This window comes from Brevundimonas sp. GW821-FHT09G01 (assembly GCF_059416065.1).
Map to the genome: position 1 here is coordinate 343401 of NZ_JBWKOL010000001.1, position 18924 is coordinate 362324.

24 protein-coding genes are annotated in these 18924 nt (G+C 69.3%); 15 read left to right on the forward strand and 9 right to left on the reverse strand.

The window, feature by feature from the left end:
* Positions 1-48: 48 nt before the first annotated feature.
* The 3 genes from AC07NB_RS01835 to AC07NB_RS01845 all read left to right on the forward strand — a co-directional run bounded on the left by AC07NB_RS01835 (position 49) and on the right by AC07NB_RS01845 (position 1128).
* Positions 49-183: a hypothetical protein gene (locus AC07NB_RS01835; RefSeq protein ID WP_492313330.1), complete on the forward strand. Its 135-nt coding sequence runs from the start codon at positions 49-51 to the stop codon at positions 181-183.
* A gap of 128 nt (positions 184-311) precedes the next feature.
* Positions 312-740: a DUF1003 domain-containing protein gene (locus tag AC07NB_RS01840; RefSeq protein WP_494571527.1), complete on the forward strand. Its 429-nt coding sequence runs from the start codon at positions 312-314 to the stop codon at positions 738-740.
* 16 nt (positions 741-756) lie between these two features.
* Positions 757-1128 (forward strand): hypothetical protein, encoded by a 372-nt coding sequence (locus AC07NB_RS01845; RefSeq protein WP_494571528.1) that lies wholly within the window; start codon positions 757-759, stop codon positions 1126-1128.
* On the opposite strand, the gene AC07NB_RS01850 is transcribed toward AC07NB_RS01845, so the two are convergent.
* Genes AC07NB_RS01850 through AC07NB_RS01860 form a run of 3 tightly spaced genes read right to left on the reverse strand, consistent with a single transcriptional unit; the run spans position 1125 to position 2920 of the window.
* Positions 1125-1706 carry an NAD(P)H-dependent oxidoreductase gene (locus AC07NB_RS01850; RefSeq protein WP_494571529.1) on the reverse strand — a complete coding sequence of 194 codons (582 nt, stop codon included), beginning with the start codon at positions 1704-1706 and terminating at the stop codon, positions 1125-1127. The two genes, AC07NB_RS01845 and AC07NB_RS01850, sit on opposite strands and share 4 nt — an antisense overlap.
* 3 nt (positions 1707-1709) lie before the next feature.
* Positions 1710-2081 carry a hypothetical protein gene (locus AC07NB_RS01855; protein ID WP_494571530.1) on the reverse strand — a complete coding sequence of 124 codons (372 nt, stop codon included), beginning with the start codon at positions 2079-2081 and terminating at the stop codon, positions 1710-1712.
* Positions 2082-2089: 8 nt separating this feature from the next.
* Positions 2090-2920, reverse strand: a complete 831-nt coding sequence (locus AC07NB_RS01860) for a universal stress protein (protein ID WP_494571531.1) — start codon at positions 2918-2920, stop codon at positions 2090-2092.
* Positions 2921-3034: 114 nt separating this feature from the next.
* Between AC07NB_RS01860 and AC07NB_RS01865 the strand changes: the two genes are divergently transcribed.
* From AC07NB_RS01865 to AC07NB_RS01890, 6 genes are all read left to right on the forward strand, one after another.
* Positions 3035-3412, forward strand: a complete 378-nt coding sequence (locus AC07NB_RS01865) for a c-type cytochrome (protein WP_494571532.1) — start codon at positions 3035-3037, stop codon at positions 3410-3412.
* The gene (locus AC07NB_RS01870; RefSeq protein ID WP_494571533.1) at positions 3409-3912 is read left to right on the forward strand and encodes a pyridoxamine 5'-phosphate oxidase family protein; all 504 of its coding nucleotides are present in this window, start codon (positions 3409-3411) and stop codon (positions 3910-3912) included. Before AC07NB_RS01865 ends, AC07NB_RS01870 begins: the two co-directional genes overlap by 4 nt.
* Before the next feature lie 67 nt (positions 3913-3979).
* Complete coding sequence (locus tag AC07NB_RS01875; RefSeq protein WP_494571534.1) at positions 3980-4840, forward strand: hypothetical protein; 861 nt, start codon at positions 3980-3982, stop codon at positions 4838-4840.
* 1 nt (position 4841) lies between these two features.
* Positions 4842-5654, forward strand: coding sequence for a universal stress protein (locus AC07NB_RS01880; RefSeq protein WP_494571535.1), 813 nt, complete (start codon positions 4842-4844; stop codon positions 5652-5654).
* Positions 5654-6289, forward strand: coding sequence for a LysE family translocator (locus AC07NB_RS01885; RefSeq protein WP_494571536.1), 636 nt, complete (start codon positions 5654-5656; stop codon positions 6287-6289). The genes AC07NB_RS01880 and AC07NB_RS01885 overlap by 1 nt, the downstream gene beginning before the upstream one ends.
* The gene (locus AC07NB_RS01890; RefSeq protein WP_494571537.1) at positions 6286-7860 is read left to right on the forward strand and encodes an MBL fold metallo-hydrolase; all 1575 of its coding nucleotides are present in this window, start codon (positions 6286-6288) and stop codon (positions 7858-7860) included. Before AC07NB_RS01885 ends, AC07NB_RS01890 begins: the two co-directional genes overlap by 4 nt.
* A 67-nt stretch (positions 7861-7927) precedes the next feature.
* Here the strand turns inward: AC07NB_RS01890 and AC07NB_RS01895 are convergent, their stop codons facing one another.
* Complete coding sequence (locus AC07NB_RS01895) at positions 7928-8527, reverse strand: hypothetical protein (RefSeq protein WP_494571538.1); 600 nt, start codon at positions 8525-8527, stop codon at positions 7928-7930.
* Positions 8518-9153: a sensor histidine kinase gene (locus tag AC07NB_RS01900; RefSeq protein WP_494571539.1), complete on the reverse strand. Its 636-nt coding sequence runs from the start codon at positions 9151-9153 to the stop codon at positions 8518-8520. Before AC07NB_RS01900 ends, AC07NB_RS01895 begins: the two co-directional genes overlap by 10 nt.
* A 98-nt stretch (positions 9154-9251) precedes the next feature.
* Between AC07NB_RS01900 and AC07NB_RS01905 the strand changes: the two genes are divergently transcribed.
* Positions 9252-9875, forward strand: a complete 624-nt coding sequence (locus AC07NB_RS01905) for an NAD(P)H-dependent oxidoreductase (RefSeq protein WP_494571540.1) — start codon at positions 9252-9254, stop codon at positions 9873-9875.
* Between the two features lie 22 nt (positions 9876-9897).
* On the opposite strand, the gene AC07NB_RS01910 is transcribed toward AC07NB_RS01905, so the two are convergent.
* The 4 genes from AC07NB_RS01910 to AC07NB_RS01925 all read right to left on the reverse strand — a co-directional run bounded on the left by AC07NB_RS01910 (position 9898) and on the right by AC07NB_RS01925 (position 13136).
* Positions 9898-10284, reverse strand: coding sequence for a response regulator (locus AC07NB_RS01910; RefSeq protein WP_494571541.1), 387 nt, complete (start codon positions 10282-10284; stop codon positions 9898-9900).
* 82 nt (positions 10285-10366) lie between these two features.
* A complete protein-coding gene (fixJ, locus tag AC07NB_RS01915; protein WP_492313313.1) occupies positions 10367-10966 on the reverse strand; it encodes a response regulator FixJ in 600 nt (199 codons plus the stop codon).
* Positions 10959-12416: a PAS domain S-box protein gene (locus tag AC07NB_RS01920; protein ID WP_492313312.1), complete on the reverse strand. Its 1458-nt coding sequence runs from the start codon at positions 12414-12416 to the stop codon at positions 10959-10961. The genes fixJ and AC07NB_RS01920 overlap by 8 nt, the downstream gene beginning before the upstream one ends.
* 75 nt (positions 12417-12491) lie before the next feature.
* Positions 12492-13136, reverse strand: coding sequence for a helix-turn-helix domain-containing protein (locus AC07NB_RS01925; protein ID WP_492313311.1), 645 nt, complete (start codon positions 13134-13136; stop codon positions 12492-12494).
* A 414-nt stretch (positions 13137-13550) separates the two neighbouring features.
* Between AC07NB_RS01925 and AC07NB_RS01930 the strand changes: the two genes are divergently transcribed.
* The 5 genes from AC07NB_RS01930 to AC07NB_RS01950 all read left to right on the forward strand — a co-directional run bounded on the left by AC07NB_RS01930 (position 13551) and on the right by AC07NB_RS01950 (position 18874).
* The gene (locus tag AC07NB_RS01930; protein ID WP_494571542.1) at positions 13551-14792 is read left to right on the forward strand and encodes a patatin-like phospholipase family protein; all 1242 of its coding nucleotides are present in this window, start codon (positions 13551-13553) and stop codon (positions 14790-14792) included.
* A gap of 72 nt (positions 14793-14864) precedes the next feature.
* Complete coding sequence (locus AC07NB_RS01935; RefSeq protein ID WP_494571543.1) at positions 14865-15899, forward strand: zinc-dependent alcohol dehydrogenase; 1035 nt, start codon at positions 14865-14867, stop codon at positions 15897-15899.
* Positions 15900-16018: 119 nt separating this feature from the next.
* A complete protein-coding gene (locus tag AC07NB_RS01940) occupies positions 16019-16720 on the forward strand; it encodes a VIT1/CCC1 transporter family protein (protein ID WP_492313308.1) in 702 nt (233 codons plus the stop codon).
* Positions 16721-16799: 79 nt separating this feature from the next.
* Complete coding sequence (locus AC07NB_RS01945; protein ID WP_494571544.1) at positions 16800-17432, forward strand: methyltransferase family protein; 633 nt, start codon at positions 16800-16802, stop codon at positions 17430-17432.
* A gap of 1016 nt (positions 17433-18448) precedes the next feature.
* Complete coding sequence (locus AC07NB_RS01950; protein ID WP_494571545.1) at positions 18449-18874, forward strand: hypothetical protein; 426 nt, start codon at positions 18449-18451, stop codon at positions 18872-18874.
* Positions 18875-18924: the final 50 nt, after the last annotated feature.

Consider the following 18924-nt stretch of genomic DNA (forward strand, 5'->3'; position numbering starts at 1 on the left):
GAGGCGGCGGATCGCGGCGAGGGTCGGTCTTTGCAAAGGAGAGCGCCCATGCCCCCGTCCGCCATTCCGTTCATCGTGGCGATCGTCGCCGCCTTCGCCGTGTTCATCGTCGTGGTCGGCGGGGTCTCGATCTGGAGCGGCCTGCCGTCGCGCGGGACCGGCGATCCCGACGCGGAGGTTTGAGCCATGATCGGATCCTTCGCCGACGCCCTGATCGCGATGGTCGCCGCCGCGGCCTCGCTGTCCGTCTTCGCGGTGATCGGCCGCCGGACCCTGGCGGCGATCCCGAGGCGCCGACCGGCCTGACCCCCGTGCTGGCCGACGGCCGCAGCGGCTGGGACCGGCTCGCCGACCGCGTGGCCGTGGTCGGCGGATCCTGGAACTTCCTCGGCGGCTTCGCCCTGGCGATGGCGCTGTGGATGGGGACCAACCTGATCCTCGCCGGCTGGAACCGCGCCTTCGATCCCTATCCCTTCATCTTCCTCAACCTGGTCCTCTCCACCCTGGCGGCGGTCCAGGCCCCGGTGATCCTGATGAGCCAGAACCGCCAGGCGGCTCGCGACCGCTTCGCGGCGGAGCACGACTATCGGGTCAACCTGAGGGCCGAGCTCGAGATTATGCGGCTACACGACCGGCTCCAGCTCTCCGAACGACAGCTGGAGCGGATCGCCGCCGCGGTGACGGTCCTTCCCCCGCTTGCGCCGGACCCGCCCGCAGACGACGATGCGGCGCGGCGGTGATCGATGGGTGGGCGCCATGACCCTCGAAACGGTGTTTGAAGATCTGCGGGATCTGTTCACGCCCTTCCAGGCGTGGGCGGAGCTCGTCTCGGACACGCCGACCCGCTATCATCTCGACACCCATGAGGTGCGGGCCCGCGACGGCTACCGGACGGCGTTCGGCGGCGTCGCGATCGGCAAGCGCTATGTCTCGGTCCACCTCATGCCGCTCTATGTCCACCCGGACCTTTTGGACGGCGTGAGCCCGGCCCTGCGGCGGCGCATGCAGGGAAAGTCCTGCTTCAACTTCCGCAGCGTGGACCCGGACCTGCGTCCGGAGCTGGCCGCCCTCGTGCGCCAGTGCGCCGCGCGCTTCGCCAGCGACGGCCTGCTGAAGCTCGAAGCCTAGCCCGCCCGGGCGCCCAGGGCGGCCATGCGCTTCAGCAGCCCTTCGCGATCGCGGCGGGTCTCGATGCTCCCCAGGACGGTGTCCCGGATCGGACCGAAGCCGACGAGGGCGAGGACGCCGCGCTTCAGCGCCTTCAGCGAATGGCCGAAGAAGACGGTCCGATAGATCAGGGCCGGCATGCCCATGGTGACGACGATGCGGGCGGAGCGCCCCTTGAGGCGTCCTGCGCCGGGGGTAGGGGCCTCGCCGCCGAAGGCGAAGGCGGGCCGGAACGCCTGCTCGAGCAGCGCTTTGAGCCGGGCCGGCATGGAGCCGAGCCACAGCGGATAGAGGATCACGAGATGCTCCGCCCAGGCGAGCTCGTCCTGGAGGGCGAGGATCGTGGCGCAGGGCATTTCGGACTCCCAGTCGTGGCGGCTGGCCAGCACCGGAAACTCCATCTCGGCCAGGTTGACGCGGTGGATCACATGGCCCGCCCCGACGGCGCCCCGGGCGTAGGCGGCCGCCAGGGCGTGGGAATAGCGCCCGGGGTCGGGATCGGGGTGACCGTCGAGGATCAGGATGCGGCGGCGGCCCACGCGTCAGACGTCCGCGACGCGCTCGACGCAATAAGTGTGCGTCGCGCCGTCGCCGGCGGTGATGGAGACGTACTCGCCGGGCACGAACCGTTCGTCGCCGAGACGGAAGCCCGTCGCGTCCTCGCGCGCGCCGCCCGGGAAGTCCAGCACCCAGCGGTCGCCGGTCGTATGGCGAAGATGGCCCGTGGCGATGGTGGCGTCCTGGACGAAGCGCCGCACGCGGCAGCGATCGGCTTCGGCGCGGCAGCTGTCGAGATCGAGCCGGCCTTCATCGTCGAGAAAGGCGACGATGTCGTAGCCGGTTCGGGCGTCTCCGTGCGGATGGCCCGGTTCGCGGGCGAGTTCGAGGCGGATATGGCGGGGATGAGCGGTCATGGAGGTTCCTAGTGCGCCAGGCATAGGCAGAGGGGGCTATCGTTGATCAGGTCGCGCGTGACGCCGCCGAGCGCCCATTCGCGCAGACGGGCGTGGCCGTAGCCGCCGGCGACGATCAGCCCGGCCTGGCGGGCGAGCGCCTCGTCCAGGATCTGGCGGCTCGCCGGGGCCTCAATCTTGAGCGCGGTCACCGCTTCGGCGGAAATTTCGTGGCGGGCGAGGTAGCCGATCACGTCGGCCTGTTCGGCCCTCACCGTCTCGACCTCTTCGGCTGGACAGATGGAATAGAGGGTGACGCCCCGCGCCCGTTGCAGGAAGGGGATCGCCGCGGCCAGCGCGAGGCGCGCCTCGCGGCAATCCTTCCAGGCGATCAGGGCGGGTTCGCCGACGGGGTTGCGCAGGCGGGTCGGCGGCGTCACCAGCACAGGCCGGCCGCAACCCATCAGCACATCCGCGACGTCCGGCGCATGATAGGGGGCGCGGGAATTGCGCCCGCCCAGGATGACCAGGTCGGCCGCCCGTGCGGCGCGGGAACAGGCCTCGCCCGGAAATCCGATGTGGCCGCGCCAGTCCGCTTTGATGTCTCGCGCCCGGACGATCGCTTCGAACCGTGAACGGGCGCTCGCGACCTCGGCTTCCGCCATGTCGCGATAGAGGGTGAACAGCTCGCCGACCATGGCCCCGCCGCTCATCGGATCATACAGCGGCGGCGCGATCGAGCCCACGCACAGGCCGGTGAGTCCGGCGTCGAAGGCGTTGGCGAGGTCGCAGGCGAGCTCGAGGCGGCTGTCGCTTTCGGGTCCGTCGTCGACGGCGACGAGCAGGCTGGCATAGGTCATGGCGGGGTCTCCGGTTCGGGGTGAGGAGACCGCGCCTGGCGGTTCGCCGCCTTGATCAGGATCAACGCCGCGGGCGCGGTCTCGCGTGAGGATGCGGCGCACTGGAGATCCGCCATGTCCGTCCATCGTCTCGCCGCCGCGACCCTCTGCCTAGCTCTCGCCCTGGCCTGCGGCGCCTGCGCCCGTCCGGAGCCGCCGACCGCCTCGGTTGCGACGCAGCGGGACACGCCCGCGGCGGCGGCCTTGCGGGGCCGGCAATTCGCCGCCCGGGGCTGCGCCAGCTGCCATGCGATCGGTTCCGTCGGCGTCAGCCCGATGGCCGAGGCGACGCCGTTCCGCGAGATCGTGCATCGGTATCCGCTGGATCAGCTGGAGGAGGGCTTTGCAGAAGGCCTGGTCACCGGCCATCCGGCCATGCCGGCCTTTGTGTTCCGCGCCAGCGAGATCGACGACCTGATCGCCTACCTCGAAACCGTGAAGGCGGAACCATGAGCCCCAGGGACCCGCAGCCCATTCATGGCCGGGCCGTGACCGCCGTGGTCGAGGTGCTCGACCGCGAGCGCCTGATGACCCTGGCGTGCAATCGCCCTGACGGCTGGCCGCACGCGACCACGGTCGGCTATCTGAACGAGGGCCTGAACCTCTATTTCATCGTCGCCCGGACAAGCCAGAAATTCGCCAATCTGAAGGCCGATCCCCGCGCCTCGGTGGCGATCCGGTGCGAGAGCGGCGGACAGGGGAACGGCGTGGGCCTCTCCATGGCCGGCCGCGTCGTGGAAGTCGCCGAGCCGGAGACGGTCGAGCGCATCAATCGCCTCGTGGCCGAGCGATACCCGCAGGTGCACGTTTACTGCCCGTCAGGCAGTTCGGTCGCGGTGCTGCGTTTCCGGCCCCACATCGTCTCCGCTGTCGGCGTGGTCCAAGGCCGTAGCGACGCGGAGACCTTCACTTTCGGCGAGCCGGAGCCGGGCAGCGTCTCGCACCTGTTCTGAGGTTTGACGCCGATCAAGGCGGGTGTCCGCCGACGCCGCCAGTGTGTCTCCAAACCGGAGAACCATCATGAGCCTGAAACACATTCTCGTCCTCGCCTCGGGCGGCGCCGGAGACGCCCCGGCCCTGGCCTTCGCCGCCTCGCTGGCGGGCCAGCATGACGGCGTCGCCGAGGTTCTGCCGGTCTATCCGGACTCGGCCGCAGACATGGTCGCGCTCGGCATGACCTTGGGCGCGTCGCTTTCGCGCGAAGCGGTCGAGGAGCTGGCTGCGGCCGAGCGCGCCCTGCAGGATCGCGTAGAGGACGTGGCGCGCCGGGCGGCGAACGAGGCCGACGTGGTCTATGGCGCCGGCGAGGGCGCGCCCCGGCTGGCGGTATCGACCCGCGGCCTGCGGCCGGCCCTGGCCTTGTCGCGTCAGGCGGCCCTGGCCGATCTGGTGGTGGTCGCCCAGAAGAGTCTCGACGAGGGTCTCTCGCGGGAGCTGCTCGGGCAGGCGCTGCTCGCCGACCGGGCCCCGGTCCTGGTGGCCCGGGGCGATCCGGAGCGGCTCGCCGGGCCGGCCGCAATCGCCTGGGACGGCAGTCCGCAGGCGGGGCGGGCGGTCCGGGCGGCCCTGCCGCTGCTGGCCATGGCCAGCGCCATCCACGTGCTGCAGTGCGTGACCGGCCTCGATCGGCAGTCCGGCGATCCGGACATCGACGCGCTCAACGCCTATCTGAGGCTGCACGGCGTCGGCGTCGGCGAAGCGACCCTGGTCGAAGGAGACGACGAGGGCGCGGCCCTGCTCGCCGCAGCGGAAGGCAAGCAGGCGGGGCTGTTCGTGGCCGGCGCCTGGGGGCGCTCGCGGCTGCGTGAGACCGTCTTCGGCGGGGCCACACGCAGCTTCCTGCGCCGGCCTGACGGGCCCAGCCTCTTGCTGGCGCACTGATATGACCGCCGCCATTCGCGACATTCTCGTCCACCTCGACGCGCCCGAGACCGTGGGTTCGCTGGTTCCGGCGGCCGTGCAACTGGCGCGCGACCTGGGCGCGTCGGGCCTCACGCTGGCCGCCCTGGCGGAGGTTCCGGTGCCGATCCGCCCCGTCAGCCTGCCCTACGGCCTGCTCAAGGCGCAGGAGCGGGACCTGCTCGATCTGATCGACCGGATGGAGACCCGGGCGCGGGCGGCCGCGCCCGACACGCCGATCGAATGGCGCGGCGCGGTCTCGCCCCTGGCGCAGACCCTGCTTGCCCGATGGGGCGTCCGGTCGGATCTGATCGTGATGTCCAGCCCGCAGGTCGAGGGTCTCCCCCTGGCCCCGGTCGATGTCGGCGCCGCCATTCTGGCCGCCGGGCGGCCGGTGCTGGTGGCGCCGCGGCTGGCGCCGAAGCTGCGCTTCGACCGTGTGCTCATCGGCTTCAAGGCGACCCGAGAGGGCCGGGCGGCCTTGGCCGCCGCCCTTCCGCTGCTGGACCGGGCGCGGCGGGTCCTGATCGCCTCCGTCGGGCCAGCCGCCGCCGGGGACCTTCGCGACGCCGCGGCTTTTCTCCATGGCCACGGCGTGCGCGCCGAGACCACCGCAATCGAGAACGCGGCCGACCGGGACGCGGGCCGGACGCTGCTCGCACTTGCGGGGGAGGAGGGCTCGGACCTCCTCGTGACCGGCGCCTACGGCCACAGCCGGACCCGCGAACTGGTATTCGGCGGCGTCACCCGGACGCTGCTGACGGAGGCCCGGCTGCCGTGCCTGATGGTCCACTGATGCCGCATCTCGGCGTCGACCCCCAGGTGCTGCCGGCCTTCGCCCTGGCGATGGCGCTGATCGAGCTGACCCCCGGCCCCAACCTGGCCTGGCTGGCCCTGCTCGCCGCCTCACGCGGACGGGCGGCGGCGATGCGGGCGATCGCCGGGATCACCGTCGGGCTCTCCGCCTGGCTTCTGGCGACCCTGTTCGGCCTGTCCCGAACGCCGCTGTTTTCCGAAGCGGGGCTGGAAGTCCTGCGCTGGGTCGGCGCCGCCTACATGCTCTGGCTCGCCTGGGAGGCCCTGACGGCGCGCCCCGGCGTCGGGTCCAGCCCGGACCACGACCGGCCGTTCATCCGCGGTCTGGCCGCCAACCTCCTCAATCCCAAGGCGGCGATCTTCTACCTGGCTCTGCTGCCCGCCTTCATCAAACCGTGGGCCGGTCCGGTCCCGGTGCAGATCCTCATCCTGGGCGGTCTCCACATCGCCATCAGCGTGGCGGTCCACACCGCCGTCGTCCTCGGCGCGGCGGAAGCAGCCTCGAGGCTGCCGCCGCGCTGGGCCTTGGCCCTGCGTCTCCTCCTCGCGGCCGGCCTCCTGGCCACCACGCTCTGGCTGCTGTCCATTCCTCTGTCCCCGGGACCCGCCACATGACCGCTCAACTGACCTTTCACGGCGCCGCGGAATGCGTCACCGGCTCCTGCATGCTGCTGGAGACGGCCGGCAAGCGCTTGCTGATCGACTGCGGCATGTTCCAGGGACCGAAGACGCTCAAGGCGCTCAACTACGAGCCCTTTCCCTTCGATGCGGCTTCCATCGACGCCGTCCTGCTCACCCACGCCCACATCGACCATTCGGGCTTGCTTCCCAAGCTGGTGCGGGCCGGGTACCGCGGGCCGATCTTCGCGACCCGGGCCACACGGGACCTCTGTGAGGTGATGCTGGCCGACTCCGCCGGCATCCAGGAAAGCGAGGTCCGGCATCTGAACCGGCGCAACGCCCAGCGCGGCCTGCGGCCCGTGGAGCCGATCTACACCTCCGGCGACGTCGATCCGACCCTGCGTCTGTTCGAGCGCGTCCGCTTCGGCGAGGCCATGCCCCTCGGCCATGAGCTGCAGGCGACCTGGTGGCCGGCCGGCCACCTCCTCGGGGCGGCGTCGATCCAGATCGAGGCGGGGGCGGGGGACGACCGTCTCAACCTGCTCTTCTCCGGCGACATCGGATCCGGTCGTCAGCCCTTCCTGCCCCATCCGGACGGGCCCGCGGGCGTCGACCACGTCATCCTGGAGAGCACCTACGGCGATCGCGAACGCATCGATCTGGAGCTGGCCGCGCGGCGCCACGCCCTTGCCGGGGAACTGCGGGCGGCCCGCGCCGCCGGCGGTCCGTTGCTTCTCCCCACCTTCGCCGTGGGCCGCGCCCAGGAGCTGATCCTGGACCTCCTGGCGATCATGGACGCCGAGCCCGATCTGGCCTGCGACGTCTTTCTCGATTCCCCGCTCGCCATCGAGGCGACTGACGTCTTCCTGCGGCGGGGATGGAATCCGGACGCGTCTGAGAATCCCTTCGAGCCGCTGCGGCACGCGACCCGGCTGCACCATCTCATGCGCCCCCAGGAGAGCGACCGGCTCGAACGGCTGAGCGGCTGGCACGTCATCCTTGCCGGCAGCGGCATGTGCGACGCCGGCCGCATCCGCCGCCATCTCAAGCGGCTGCTGTGGCGCAAGGAGGTGACGGTGCTGATGACCGGCTTCCAGGCCGCAGGCACCCTGGGCCGGCTGCTGGTCGAGGGGCGCGCGGCCGTTCGCATCCAGGGGGAGGACATCCGGGTCGGCGCCCGCATCGGCAACCTCGACTGCTACTCCGGCCACGGGGACGCCACCGATCTGGTCGCCTGGTTGAAGGCGCGGACCCCGGTGGGCGGCGCCGTTCTGCTGGATCATGGCGAGCCTGGCGCTATCGCCGCCTTGGCGGCCCGCCTCGCGGGCGAGGGCTTCAGGCCGGTCACCGCCGAGCTGGACCAGACCTGGATCCTCACCCGGACGACAGCGGAGGCGGCCCCGCGAGGCGGCGCGCGTCTGGCCCCCGGCCAAGCGACCCGCCCGGACTGGCATAACGAGCGCGCGGCCTTCCTCGTGGCGCTGAACGAACGGCTGCAGGCCCTGCCGGGCGACGCGGAGCGCGCCCGTCTGCTGGCCGGGCTCGAAGCCGCCCTGGAGCGCTGACGAAGACCACGTCGTCATCAGCGCGTAAGTGGCGGGCCGGAGCCTGGACTCCGGCCCAGTCGCGCCTTCAGGCCTTTCGGCCTTCGGCCAGCCAGCCCCGCGCGGAAAGGACGCCCGCCGCCCCGGCGAGCACGGCGATACGTTTTCGTCTGTCCGACACCAGCCGCTCCGCTGCCGCCTCAAGCATCTCCCGCATGCCTGCGCACCGACGCCGCTGTTCTTCCAGTTCGCGACGCACGGTCTCGAGCTGGGCGTCCATGCGCTCGACCAGATCGTCGGACCCGTCCGTGTCGATGACGGTCAGCGTCAGACGCCGACCGCGGATCGCCCCGACCGGCGGGTGCAGCGGCTGCGTCCCGGCGCGCAGGCCGAAATAGTCCGCCGCGCCATAGAAACGAAGGGCGGCCTCGAGGCCGGCGCCCCAGTGGCCGGGACCGGGGTCGTCGTCCCGGCCGCCCGTCTCGACCTCGAACAGCCGGTAACGCACCCGGGCGCCCAGGCGCGGGGGGCGCGGAAGCAGGCGTTCGACGAGCCTCGCCGGCAGGGCCGGGTCGGCCAGATCGGCCGGCCTGAGCCGCGCCACTGCGCCATCGAGGGCGCGCAGGGCTTCGTCGCGCTTGATCTCGATCGGTTCGGCCGTGAACAGGGTGCGGTCGTTCAGGGACATTCCGCATCGCTCCACACGCCGGGGCAGACGAGCTCGAGACGCGTGCCGCGCGCGCTCGTGGCGCGGGTGATGCGCCCCCGCAACTGACCGGCGAGGCGCGAGATCAGCGACAGGCCGAAACCGGGGATCCATTCGCCCTGGGAGACGCCCGCGCCGGTATCCATGACGATCAGGCGGACGCCGGCCTTGCACGGCTCCAGCGTCACCGTGACCTGGCCGGCCCGGTGCGCGAGCCCGTGCTCCAGCGCGTTGCCCACCCACTCCGCGGTGATCAACGCCAGGGCGGAGGCCGTGGCCGGGCGAGCGCAGAGGGGATGGAAATCGACGTCGATCTCGGCGTCGCGATCGACGGTGTCGAGTTCGGCGACGTCGCGCACGACGTCTCCGAGTAGGTCGTCGAGCCGGACCTGGTCGCCATCGCTCTCCTGCAGGCGCTGATGAAGTCGCATGATGACCCGCACCCGGCGCCCCGCTTCGCTGAGAACGGTCGCGGCTTCCGGAGGCGCGGCTCGGCTCTCGAGCGCCAGGAGACCGATCACCGACTGAAGGCTGTTTCCGATCTGGTGGTGCGCGGCTCGGACCGCGTCAGGCGTCCCACCGGGTGAATGGCCAGCAAGTTGGGGCATGAAGGTCTCCTTCGACCCGTCCAGGCTACGGATGAGCGCGATGGAGGACCTTGAGCCAGATCAAGGCGCCGAGGCGGGCGAGCGCTGAGAATGCGTGCATGAGAAACTTGGCCCCCCGCATCGCCCTGATCGTCGCCCATCCGCGCCGGCGGAGCTTCACCGTCGCCATGGCCGAGGCCTTCGCCGAAGCGGCGCGCGCCGCCGGCGCCGAGGTGGTGGAGCGCGATCTCTACCGCCTCCGGTTCGACCCGCGGCTGCGCGCGGAGGAAATGCCGGACCGTCTGGGCGCGGCTGTCCGGCCCGATGTGGCCCGGGAGCGCGAGGCGATCGCCGGCGCCGACATCTTCGCCTTCTTCTATCCGCTGTGGTTCAACGCCACGCCGGCGATGATGAAGGGCTATGTCGACCGCGTGTTCGGCATGGACTTCGGCTACACCGCCCGTCGGCACGGCGGCAACCAGCCGCTCCTTGGCGGGCGCAAGATGGTGACCTTCACGTCATCGGGTGCCCCCCAGGAGTGGGTCGAGCGTACGGGCGCCTGGGCCTCGATGCAGGCGCATTTCGACGCCCACTTCGCGGCCATGACGGGTATGGAGATCATCGGCCATCACAACATCGGCGGGGTAGGCGGCGGCATGCGCCGCGACGTCGTCGATCGCCATCGCGAGGACGTCGCGACCCGCGCCCGCAAGATCGCGTCGGTCTATCGCCGCGAAGACTAGGCGGGAAGCGCCTTGACCGAGGTCAATCGCGCGCCATGAGGCGGCGAATTTGGGTGAACAGCGCATCGTCGAGCAGCGGCTTCTCGACGATCGGCGCCCCCGCGGCGGCGGCCTTCCGCCGGAGGTCCGTGGAGGGCCCTGTCGTGATCAGGATGGCGGGCGCGGCCACGCCGCGGCTCCGCAGCATTGTGAGAAGGTCGATGCCCTGGTGGTCGGGGAGCCTCTGGTCGATGACCAGGCAGGCGAAACGCGTTTTCGGGTCGGCGAGCGCGATCGCTTCCCTTGCGGTCCTGCAGCGCTCGACGCGAAAGCCGTGGGCGCCGGTCATGAAGGCCAGGGCCTTCAACACCTCGGGATCATCATCGACGATCAGGAGGACGGGCCGGGGATCGAAATCAGGGCTGGGCAAGGAGAATCTGGCTCGGCGCCGACAGGCGCCGACGCGCGGACCATGGCGCGCGCCGGGCGGACGCGCATTGACCTAGAGCAAGTCAAAGCCCGGCGGCGAGGGCGATCCGCATCAGCTCCGCGACGTTTCGGGCCCCGGTTTTGGTCATTAGATTGGCCCGATAGATCTCGACCGTTCGCGGACTGATCTCGAGTTCGAATGCGATCTGCTTGTTGAGCTTTCCCTCCACGACACCGGCCAACACGTCCCGTTCGCGCGGCGACAGCTCCGAGAGCCGCTGCTCGGCGGCGCGACGCCCCGCATCCGACGCTTCGGTCGTCTGCAGGGCGGACAGGGCGTTACGGAGCGATCCGATCAGATGCTCGTCCTCGAACGGCTTTTCGATGAAGTCGAGAACGCCCGCCTTCATCGCCTCCACGGCCAACGGAATGTCTCCATGCCCGGTCATCACGATCACCGGAAACGTCGCGCCCCGTGCTCGGAGCTCACGCACCAATTCCAACCCGGTCAGCCCGGGCATTCGGACGTCGGTGAGCACGCAGCCGTCCGCGACGGGCAAGGCGTCGAGAAAGGCGTTCGCCGAAGCGTAGAAGCGGGCCTCGATGCCGTTGACGTCCAGCAGGAAGGCGAGCGCCTCGCGCAGGCCGTCGTCGTCGTCGATCACATGCACCAGATCAGCCACGGCCGTTCTCCTCGGCGCGGGGCAGGGTGAAGGAGAATATCGCGCCGCCGCCTTTGTTGTCCTCGGTCCAGATGCGTCCGCCATGGGCCTCAATGATGGTGCGGCAGATCGACAGGCCCACGCCCATGCCGGTGCTCTTGGTGGTCACGAAGGGTTGGAATAGACGCTCACGGACCTCGGGGTCCAGACCTGGGCCGGTGTCGGCGACGCTGATCCGGATGGTGCGCTCGTCATCGGCGCGGACGCGGATTTCGAGCTGGCGGCGCGGTGCGTCCGCCATGGCGTCAATGGCGTTGCGGATCAGGTTGAGCGCCACCTGCTGGATCTGGATCTTGTCGACGATCACCCGTCCGATGTCGCGGGCCAGACGTAGATCAACGCGCACGTCCTGGTCCTTGACCCCGACCAGCGCCAGGGCGCTGGCCTCCTCCATCATCTTGGCTGGATCCTCAAGCGTGTGTTCGGTTTCCCCCTTCGCTACGAACTCGCGAAGGCGCTTGATGATGTCGCCGGCCCGCAGCGCCTGCTCGCCCGCCCGTCTCAGCGCGCCCCGCAGCTTGTCGAGGTCGGGATCCGGGGCTTCGAGAAGCGTCACCGAGCCATTCATGTAGCTGGCGATCGCGGATAGCGGCTGGTTCAGCTCGTGGGCCAGCGAGGAGGCCATCTCGCCCATGGCGGTCAGGCGAGAGACATGCACGAGTTCGGACTGCAGCTCCTGCAGCCGCCTTTCCTGATCGCGCCGCTCAGTCAGATCGCGAACGAATCCGGTGAAGAAGCGGCTCCCGCCGACCCGGGCTTCGCCGACGGCCAGCTCCATTGGAAAGGTCGAGCCGTCCTTGCGTTGGCCGACCACGATGCGGCCGATGCCGATGATCCGCCGTTCCCCGGTGCCCATGTAACGGTCGAGATAGCCGTCGTGTTCGGATCGGTAAGGGTCGGGCATCAGGAGGCTCACATTGCGCCCGATAGCCTCTTCCGGCGTCCAGCCGAACAGGCGCACGGCGGCGGTGCTGAACGACTGCATGACGCCGCTGGCGTCTATGACGATCATCGCTTCCGGAATTGTCTCGAGGATCGATTGAAGGTGCGCCTGGCGGCTCGCCGCCTCGTGGCTGCGCCGCCACAGTCGTTCGCCGGCTATCGCCACGAACGGCCCCAGGAGGGCGAAGCCGAGGGCGTCGATCAGGTTGGCCGGATCGGTCCAGAGCGCATCGCGCAGGACGGCGGTGCTGGCGGCCAGGCAGAGCGCGGTCGCCGTCAGCGCCGGTCCCCGTCCGCCCAGCGCCGCGGCCACCAGAACCACCGGCACATAAAGGACGAAGGAGGTGCGATCCTCGAAGGCGCCGCTCAAGGCCTGCCGGATGGCGAGCGCGATCACCGCGCCGCCGATCGCGGCCATGTAGCCGTATCGGCGCGATTGGGATCGGGTGATGGCGGTTCGGATCGGCATTGGCGGATTTGAACGGCGCCGCGCAGCGCGGCTGTCCATCCAGCCTAGCATGCCGACCGCCGTTCCGCCCCTGGGTCAGGCGGCCGCCATATCCGACAAGGCGCCGAAACGGCGGATGCGATATTTGCGGGCGCCGACGAACTCCACGAGGCCGTCCGCCTGCAAGCGACCGAGCATGCGGGAGATGGTCTCGATGGTCAGTCCCAGGTAGTCCGCCATGTCCTGGCGGCTCATCGGCAGAGCGACGAGTTCGCCCCGGAAGCGCTCGGCGATGTCGAGCAGGAAGCGGGCGACCTTCTCGCAGGCCGTGGCGCGTCCGAGCAGCAGCATGTGAGACTGGGCGCGGCCCAGTTCGGCGGCGGTCGCCTGCCAGATCACACGCTCGAGGCGCCCCGGATCGTAGGCGGCCGAGCCCGCGCGGCGAACGGCGAGAATTTCGCAGTCTCCGAGGGCTTCGGCCGAGAAGCGATGGGTGGAGCCGATCTCGACGCCCAGCACGTCGCCCTCGTAATAGAAGTCGCCGATCTGGCGCCGGCCATCCGCCAGCAGATGGCTGGTCCGGACCGCGCCTCGAACGAGCCGATAGATCAGCTCGGCGTCCTCGTCCTGGGCGTAGATCTCCTCGCCGGCCCGGAAGGTGAGGCGGGCGGCGCCCGCCCACTCGTCGGCCTCGTTCGGTAGGAAGGACTGGGCGAAGGGCGTTTGCAGGGCTGGCGTCATGGTCGGAACCTCCTGGGCTTGAGCTCGGGGATAGGGCGGAGCGCCGACGCGCGTTATTCAGGAGCGCTCCCTAAGCACCGGCCCCTAAGGGTCGCTACGGAGGCGGACGCGGCGGCGTCCGAGGGCGCGGAGAACGCCGCTCCAGCCGCCGGCCGCGACGCCGACGCCCAGTCCAGCGGCCAGGAGGGCCGGGGAGGGGGCGGCGAAGTGGAACAGGCCGGCGGCGCCCGGGACATAGAGGGCCGCCAGAAGGATCGCCGTCAGGACCGCGCAGATCGCGCAGAACAGGCGCGGTGCGGGTCGAACGCAAGGCGCGGGGCGGCGGACTCGCCTCCTTCCGGTGGTCTCCGGCTCTTGACGTCGGTCAAGGCCCGCGTCGGCACGGGTCGATACCGGCGCCCTTGAGGAGCCGCCATGTCAGACCACAACAAACGACGCGAGCCGGAGCCGCGATCAGACGCCGTCGAACCCCCGGACGACCTCCGGCCCCGGCCGTCGGGCGGCTCCAGCCTCTGGGGCCGCCGCACGGGCCGGAGGATCCCCGAGGAGGCGGGGGAGGCGAGCGGGTTTCCGGGGGTGAGGCTCGCCGGCGCGGCCGCAGCCCTAGCGGATCGAATCTTCCCGTCCCGAGCACCTCTGAGCCGCAAACCATTCGACATCCTGGCCGTCTCCGGCGGCGCGGCGGGCGGCGCGTTCGGCGCGGGCCTGCTCGCCGGCTTGAGCCGGACCGGCCGCCGACCATCCTTCGAGCTCGTGACCGGCGTCAGCACCGGCGCCCTGATCGCGCCATTCGCCTTTCTCGGTTCCGCCTGGGACAATCGGCTGGTCGAGGCCTACACCGACGGTCACGCGGCGGCCCTCTTCGACGTGCGGAAGGCCCTTCCGGGCCTAGAGGCCGGCCTGTTCCGGGCCCGCGCCCTGGACGCCTTGATCGCGCCCTTCGTCGATGCCGATCTGCTTCGGGCGGTCGCCGCGGCTCACGCCGAAGGCCGCCGCCTCTTCGTCGCCACGACCGATCTCGACCGCCAGCAGGCCTGCTTGTGGGACATGGGGCTTATCGCGCGTCTCGGAGAGGACGGAGATCTCGACGCGGCGCTATTGCTGTTCCGCACGGTGCTGGCCGCGTCCGCCAGCCTTCCCGGCATGTTCCCGCCGCGGCTCATAAACTGCGAGTTGGTTGGGCGATCCTATCAGGAGATGCATGCGGACGGCGGGCTGGCCGCGCCGCTCTTCCTCCTGCCGGATGCGCTCATGAGTTGGCCCGGGGTGAGAGGACGACTGAGCGGCGCGCGGGTGCACCTGCTCATCAACACCGCGCTCGACGCCGCTCCCCGGGCGACGCCCGGAAACATCCCCGCCATCCTGGTCCGCAGCTTCGAAACGATCCTGCGGTATTCCTACCTTCAGGCGGTCGGCGCGACACAGGCCTTCTGTGCGGGCGCGAACCTGCCGCTGGGAGTCGCGTCCATGTCCGGCGACGGCGATGCTCTCAACCTCGTCAGTTTCGATACGGCCAACATGCGTGAGATGTTCGCCGCCGGCCTCGCGCGGGGGTCCGGTCCGGAACCGTGGGCGTTTGCGGACCACTCGCCGGATCCGCCGGCCGGCCTGCCGCTGTGGGACCGGGCGTGGCGCGGATTGGCGCGACGCGGGTGAGTCTTCGACGTGATCCAGGTCAAGGATCGCCGCGGCGCGAGGCCTAGACTCCGCTGCACAGGAGAGACGCCCATGCCCGCCACCATGAAAGCCGCCGTCGTTCGCGCCTTTGGCCAGCCGCTCACCATCGAGGAGGTTCCGGTGCCGCTTCCGGGGCCAGGCCAGATCCAGGTGAAGATCGCCGCCTCGGGCGTCTGCCATACCGATCTTCACGCCGCCCAGGGGGACTGGCCGGTCAAGCCGTCCCTGCCGTTCATTCCCGGCCACGAGGGCGTCGGCCACGTCTCGGCGGTGGGCGCCGGCGTGACCCATGTGAAGGAGGGGGACCGGGTCGGGGTGCCCTGGCTCTACACCGCCTGCGGCCACTGCCGTCACTGCCTCGGGGGCTGGGAGACGCTGTGCCACGATCAGCAAAACACGGGCTACTCGGTCAATGGCGGCTTCGCTGAGTACGTGGTCGCGGATCCCGACTTCGTCGGGCATCTCCCCGACGGTATCGGATTCAATGAGATCGCGCCCGTGCTGTGCGCGGGGGTGACCGTCTACAAGGGGCTGAAGGTGACGGACACGAAGCCCGGCGACTGGGTGGTCATCTCCGGCGTGGGCGGCCTCGGGCACATGGCCGTGCAATACGCGCTCGCCATGGGCCTCAACGTCGCTGCGGTAGATGTCGATGAGGCCAAGCTGGCCATGGCGCGCCGGCTGGGCGCGGCCGTCACGGTCAACGCCGCCGCCGAGGCGGATCCGGCTGCCGAAATCCGCCGTCAGACGGGCGGCGGGGCGCAGGGGGTGCTGGTGACCGCGGTTTCGCCCAAGGCGTTCGAACAGGCGCTCGGCATGGCGGCGCGAGGCGGGACGGTGGCGCTTAACGGCCTGCCGCCCGGCGACTTCCCGATCTCCATCTTCGACACCGTGCTCAACGGACTGACGATCCGCGGTTCGATCGTCGGCACGCGCCTTGATCTGCAGGAGGCGCTGGACTTCGCAGCCGCTCACAAGGTGAAGGCGAGCATCACGACGGCGCGGCTGGAAGACATCAATGAAATCTTCGATCGATTGCGGGACGGGACGGTGGAAGGCCGGGTCGTGCTCGATCTGACACTCTAGGGGCGCTCAGCGGTTTGCGTTGGATCAACGCCAAGGGCGCCTCCCAATGCCAAGGCTTCTCTGATGGAGATGATCTCATTCCTTCGGCGTAGATTGCGCCACTGGCCTGGAGTGCTCGCGTGAGCCGTCTCGCCTTGCATCCAGAGCGTCACCGTGTCGCCCGCATCGGCTGGTTGCGAGCTGCGGTTCTCGGGGCCAACGACGGGCTTGTGTCGACAGCCAGTCTCGTGATGGGCGTAGCGGCCGCCGAGGTGACGCGCGAAGGGATCGTGATCGCCGGCGTCGCGGGCCTTGTCGCCGGGGCGATGTCCATGGCGGCCGGAGAGTATGTCTCTGTCAGCTCCCAGTCCGATACCGAGAAAGCCGACCTTGCGCGAGAGACAGCGGAGCTGACCGGCGACCGTGAGGCGGAAGTCGCGGAACTGGCGGGCATCTATGCGGCGCGCGGCGTCGAGTCGGACCTGTCTCGGCAGGTGGCGCTGCAACTCATGGCCAAGGATGCGCTCGGCGCCCATGCGCGGGACGAACTCGGTATTTCGGAGATCACCACGGCGCGTCCGGTTCAGGCGGCGCTGACCTCCGCCCTGACGTTCGCGTGCGGGGCCCTTCCACCCCTGCTGCTTGTCATGTTGGCGCCGCTGCAGGGCGTGATCCTCTGGGTCGGTGGTGCGGCGTTGGCGGGATTGATGGGACTGGGCGCCCTGGGCGCTCTGGCGGGCGGAGCGGATATCGGTCGGTCGGTTCTGCGGGTCGCCTTCTGGGGCGTGCTCGCGATGAGCGCCACCGTTGGCATCGGCCGGCTTTTCGGGACGATCGTCTAGTGCCGGCGGCCCGACCTGCGGGATCCGGGCTCGAAACCGTCACAGTTCCGCAGTTTCTTTCGTCCACTGGAGACCTGATATGACCCCGACGCCGGCGCCCGCCCTGGATCTTGGTACTGTTCAGAAGCTGCGAAAGGTCGCCGTCGGCGTCGCCCTCCTGGGACTGATCGCCCTGTCGGTGGTCAGCCAGTCCATAGGCGGCGTCGACGGCCCCTGGCATGAGTCGGTGGAAGCTATCGGTCTTGGGGCGATCGTCCTTGCCATCGTCGGCCGCGCCTGGTGCACCCTCTATATCGGCGGACGAAAGAAGGCGGAGGTCGTCGATCGGGGACCCTACTCGGTCAGCCGAAATCCGCTTTACCTGTTCAGCTTTATCGGGGCGTTCGGTATCGGCGCGCAAAGCGGGAGCCTTGTCATCGGCGCCGCATTCGTGGCGGCGGCGGTCATGGTGTTCCACCTTACGGTTCGCCGGGAGGAGGCTTTCCTTCTGCGGGAATTCGGTGAGGGCTACGCTCGGTATTTCGCTCGTACACCCCGATTCTGGCCGCGATTCTCGCTCTGGCGCGATGCGGACGAACTAAGCGTCCGCCCGTCCCTGTTCTTGCTCACGATCCGCGACGGGCTGGTGTTTCTGCTGGCCATCCCGCTGTTCGAGCTAATCGATGCGGGTCAGGCGGTGCATTGGCTCGGCGTGGCGGCTCACCTTCCCTAACAAGAGAACGGGGCGATCACCTGGGCTCCGCGTCTGCGTTCTGAGCATTAGAGGCCAGGGGGCTTGTCGCATCGGACGACATGCGTGGTATTCTGTGTTGGTCGATATAATCGGCGACTCTCTAAGTGGGCGCGTCAATCCACGCGGACATGACGGGTCCATCGGGTCCGATTGAGAGGCTGGCGCAGCGTTTCTCAAGGTGACCGTCTGTTTTCACGCAAACGGTGTTACCGGTCAGCTGATAGCTGCCGCGGATCGGGGCTGTAGCCGAAAATCTGCCACCTCCCGTTTGGGTAGTAGGAAACCGGACGCCTGCTTCCTTCTATAAGATACCGGCGCAGCTCGCGTTCTGAAGCTGGCCGTAGCTCGGCGGCGGTGGGACGGTAGCCGGCTGCAGCGCTTTCAGGGTCCGCGTCGGGCGTACAGCCGGTACAAACAAGCGCGATGATGACAAGCGGGAAAAGCGACTCTTTGAGTATGCGGGAACCCAAAACTTCAGTGGTTTCAATGTGCCGTTGAATACTGAAAGAGGAACCACTTCTCTCAACCCACGAGGCCGGGACTGTCCAAGCAGATCTAGAATTCGATCGCATGGAGAGCTTAGGTCTCACAATCCACTACGCACGACTCTGGCGATACCGGTGCGATGGGCCGCCGCATGCGGACTGGAAGCCGCTTTCGCTTGGGCTAGGCAAGGCGTTGCGAGGCTATCAAGCGGAGCCTGCGGCGACCTGTCGCAACATCCGGCAAGCGCGACCAAAGCGCGAGTCTGATGACGCTGGGCGCCTCCGACTGTCTGGTTGACTGGCCGAAGTAGGGCCGGCTGCATTCAATGCCCGACGGGGTTTCGGCCAAGCTTGACTGCGCGCGCTTCGTCCAGCGGGGGCGTTGTGTGCACAAGACCCCGGTAGCGAAACCGTCCGTGGACCGCGCGGTCCTTACGCGTTCGACGCGAATCTATCGCTTGCGAAGCGAGGGGTTCGAAGGAAGGATGCCTCCAGTTCTGGGGCGTCCGAATGATGATTGCGGTTCTGCGGATGGCGGCTGTGGCTCTCCTTCTGGCGGGATGTGGACAATCGGATTCGACTATATGCCAGCTTGCGTCTGGGCATGATGGCGCGAGCGCCGGCGTCGCCTCCAGCCCTGTCGATGAACCCTCAACATCCCTCGGCCGCGCGCAGGGTTGTCTGCGGCGCGCGGCCTATCGCGAAGCCAGGTCCTCGAAGTCTGCGAACTATGCGGCGGAGGAAGCCCTGCGGCGCTGTGCGGACCTGGTCGCGATCACCAGCGCGCAGGCGGCGGCCGCCGAGGAGCCGGTCGGGCTGATCGATGAACACTTCAACCTGGTGCGACGCCCTCGTCTGATGGCCGAGGAAAGGGAGAGGCTCTTCCGGTTCGCCTTGGATCGGGTGATCGAGAAGCGATCCGGAATCTGCAGGTAGTTCTACATATTTTCTTGTTCGTGGATCGGGTGCCCGGTCCATTTGTTGGG